We start from the raw sequence: 2,992 nt of genomic DNA, 5'->3' as shown, positions 1-2,992 counted from the left end.
CGCTGTCGATCTTGTCGAATTCAACTACGGCCGAACCGAAAACTTCGGAGCAGACGCGAGTCAGAGCAGCGGTCAGAGTGGTTTTACCGTGGTCAACGTGACCAATGGTCCCTACGTTGACGTGGGGCAGGGAACGATCAAATTTTTCCTTAGCCATCGATAACACCCTCAACAGAAGAATCAGACGAACGATATCTACCATTAAAACAAAGGCAGATATTTTCATATCTGCCTTGTTATATGGAGCTCTTGAGCGGATTTGAACCGCTGACCTCACCCTTACCAAGGGTGTGCTCTACCAACTGAGCTACAAGAGCGTAACACTTTGCACAACCTGCAAACTTGGAGCGGGTAGCGGGAATCGAACCCGCATCATCAGCTTGGAAGGCTGAGGTTCTACCACTAAACTATACCCGCGGAGCTTGCAGCTCACGCTAAAAATGGTGGAGGGGGAAGGATTCGAACCTTCGAAGTCGTAGACGTCAGATTTACAGTCTGATCCCTTTGGCCGCTCGGGAACCCCTCCTAAGCGAGCCGGCATTCTATACTATGCCGACCTTCTGTCAAGCATTTTCTCATTAAAAACCTGAGGTTAGCTGCGTTGACACCGCTCCGCTTTGACAACCTGTTTAGGTGTTCGCTGTGGAGCGGGCGCCATTCTATGCAAACTATTCCAGCGGTGCAACCCCCTCACACAGCATTATTTTATGTTTTAACTCATTGAATTCCTTGGAAAGGTTCTGCAACTGCACATCCCCCAATAAACGCTGGCTCTCGGGCGCAATGCGCAACCAATATCCAGGCTCGGGAAGATCCTTTTGCGATGCCTGAACCTTCACACTCATGCCCGCTAGACGCATCTGTAGCGCGGAAAGGCTGCTTTCTTGAGTCAAACCACCCAAAAACAGACACTCCTGTCCGGCATGGCGCGCGCCTTGCACTCCCGCCGAGTCACCAGTCGCCTCACTCAATAAGCGAATATCTTGCTGGGACCCGCGGTACATGCTGAGAGGAGTGACATCTTTTGCACGCAAGGGCGCCTCCTGCTGATGCCAGACGTAATAGAACACATTGAGAACAACGAGCAGCAGGAACAACCAACGCATACAAACCTCAAGTTAAAGGACACGCCATCGCCAACCCTACAAATACCAGGTCAGGGACGATCCGAGCATCAGGCACGACGTCCGCCACCAATCCAGCATCGCCACCGGTAATAAAGACAGCAAAGCGCTCCCCCCAATAGGATCGAGCCATTTCCATCTGGGTCAGAACGAAACCTCTCAACATTAATGAGCACCCTCGCTCCACCGCCTCGACGGTACTGCGCCCCGGAGCATGGCTCGTCAACGCTTTTTCGGCAGCCAAGTCCCCATAACGGATTTTCCGGGTATGTGTACGTAACTGGTTACGCATCAAGGGCATTCCTGGGCAAATGAATCCCCCCAGGTGCTCACCTTCGGCATTAATAAAGTCGGCCGTCACAGCAGTGCCAAAATCCAGAATAAGACAGGCGCCGGCAGCCAGATGAAAGCCACCGAGCATCGCCAGCCAGCGATCCAGTCCCAAGCGTTCATAGTCGTCATAGCCATTCCTGACACCAGACATTTCACTGGCCGACTTGGCGCACACGACCGAGATGCCGAACGTCTGCTCGAGAATTCGGGTGAGCGCAGCAGTTTCTTCGCTGGTTCTTACGCTGACCAACCGACATTTACGCAACGACAGGCTGCCAAATGCGCACAAGCTATTCACCAGAGCTTGATCCGAGTCGACAACACCTTCCGCGAAAAGTCCGCCAGCAGCCGTATTCAATACGCGCCACTTGATAAAGCTATTCCCACAGTCGAGCTCAAGAATCATCACGCAACCTCAGACTGAGCTCGCCACCACTAAATACTTTTTCCACGCCGTCCACCTTCAAGCGCAGCGCACCCTGGCTATCAATGCCAAGCACTACGCCTTCTATATGACTAACGCCCGCAACCAAAGAAACCGGGCGACCTTGCCACATGTGATCCTTTTCCCATTCCTCCTGGAACGCAGAGAAACCATGGACCTGATGACGCTGGATATAACCGCTCAGCTGCTCGCTCAGCTCAGCCACCAAAACGTTGCGATCGCAGGTTTGACCCGTCTCGAGTCGAATTGACGTCCATTGCTGGTCAACTTCCTCAGCAACCTGCATGTTCACATTAATGCCTATACCCAGCACCACATGGCAAACATCTGCCGGATCCCCCACTAGCTCAAGAAGAATACCTGCGATTTTCTTGTTCCCGACCAGCACATCGTTGGGCCACTTCAATCCTGCGCCCGCCACCCCCAGCTTTCGCAGGGCATGCATAACAGCCAAACCGACCACCAGACTCAAGCCCTCAAGCTGGCGCATGCCACCTTCAATGCGCAGGACCAGGCTGTAGTAGAGATTTTCAGCAAAAGGGCTTACCCATTTGCGGCCTCGGCGACCGCGACCGGAAATCTGTCGTTCGGCCAATACCAGAAACGGCGCCGCTCGACCCTGATTGATCGCGCGAAGCGCCTCTGCGTTAGTGGAATCGATGGAATCAAAGACTGTAATCGGCCAAACTGCTGCTAAGGCACTAATCTTCAGGGGGTCGAGGAGCGTCAAGGGTGCAGCCAGTTGATAGCCTCTGCCCCGGACTTTGTTTATGGACAACCCGAGCTCAGCCTCAAGATGCTGAAGCTGCTTCCACACCGCACTTCGACTGATTCCCAGGGTAACCCCCAGAGCCTCGCCGGAATGGAATCGACCATCCTTTAATAGATTCAACAACGTCAGCATGCAGGTCTCGCCTCACAATGAGGTCCGAATAATAGCCATGAGCCGGGCGATTGCATAGAAATCAAGCGCAGCACTTTCCTGCAGGCAAAACAAAACCCCAACTGCTTTCGCAATTGGGGTTTCGGAATTTAATCTTGACGATGACCTACTCTCACATGGGGAAACCCCACACTACCATCGGCGATG

The 2,992-nt window shown here is 53.2% G+C and carries 4 protein-coding genes and 3 tRNA genes; all 7 read right to left on the bottom strand.

Translation table 11 applies throughout. The annotated features are described in order from the left end of the window. The coding region (locus VLA07_RS27035) for a GTP-binding protein (protein WP_232554967.1) at positions 1–157 on the bottom strand (157 nt) is incomplete at its 3' end. Positions 158–241: 84 nt separating this feature from the next. Next, positions 242–317: transfer RNA gene (locus VLA07_RS27030), tRNA-Thr, on the bottom strand. 26 nt (positions 318–343) lie between these two features. Next, positions 344–417: transfer RNA gene (locus VLA07_RS27025), tRNA-Gly, on the bottom strand. Positions 418–441: 24 nt separating this feature from the next. Further along, positions 442–526: transfer RNA gene (locus VLA07_RS27020), tRNA-Tyr, on the bottom strand. A gap of 142 nt (positions 527–668) precedes the next feature. Further along, positions 669–1,106: a hypothetical protein gene (locus VLA07_RS27015; protein WP_027614313.1), complete on the bottom strand. Its 438-nt coding sequence runs from the start codon at positions 1,104–1,106 to the stop codon at positions 669–671. Positions 1,107–1,113: 7 nt separating this feature from the next. Next, the gene (locus VLA07_RS27010; protein WP_333992638.1) at positions 1,114–1,863 is read right to left on the bottom strand and encodes a pantothenate kinase; all 750 of its coding nucleotides are present in this window, start codon (positions 1,861–1,863) and stop codon (positions 1,114–1,116) included. Beyond that, a complete protein-coding gene (gene birA, locus VLA07_RS27005) occupies positions 1,853–2,806 on the bottom strand; it encodes a bifunctional biotin--[acetyl-CoA-carboxylase] ligase/biotin operon repressor BirA (protein ID WP_333992637.1) in 954 nt (317 codons plus the stop codon). The genes VLA07_RS27010 and birA overlap by 11 nt, the downstream gene beginning before the upstream one ends. Positions 2,807–2,992 lie beyond the last annotated feature (186 nt).

Source organism: Pseudomonas sp. S3(2024) (genome assembly GCF_036861315.1).
GTDB lineage: Bacteria > Pseudomonadota > Gammaproteobacteria > Pseudomonadales > Pseudomonadaceae > Aquipseudomonas > Aquipseudomonas putida_A.
The sequence above is the reverse complement of the archived record's forward strand: the minus strand, read 5'-3'. Positions and strand labels throughout refer to the sequence as shown.

Bases quoted from the DNA above. Each gene is read 5' to 3' on its own strand.
- VLA07_RS27015 (WP_027614313.1), bottom strand. From the start codon at position 1,106: ATGCGTTGGTTGTTCCTGCTGCTCGTTGTTCTCAATGTGTTCTATTAC.
- VLA07_RS27010 (WP_333992638.1), bottom strand. From the start codon at position 1,863: ATGATTCTTGAGCTCGACTGTGGGAATAGCTTTATCAAGTGGCGCGTA.
- birA (WP_333992637.1), bottom strand. From the start codon at position 2,806: ATGCTGACGTTGTTGAATCTATTAAAGGATGGTCGATTCCATTCCGGC.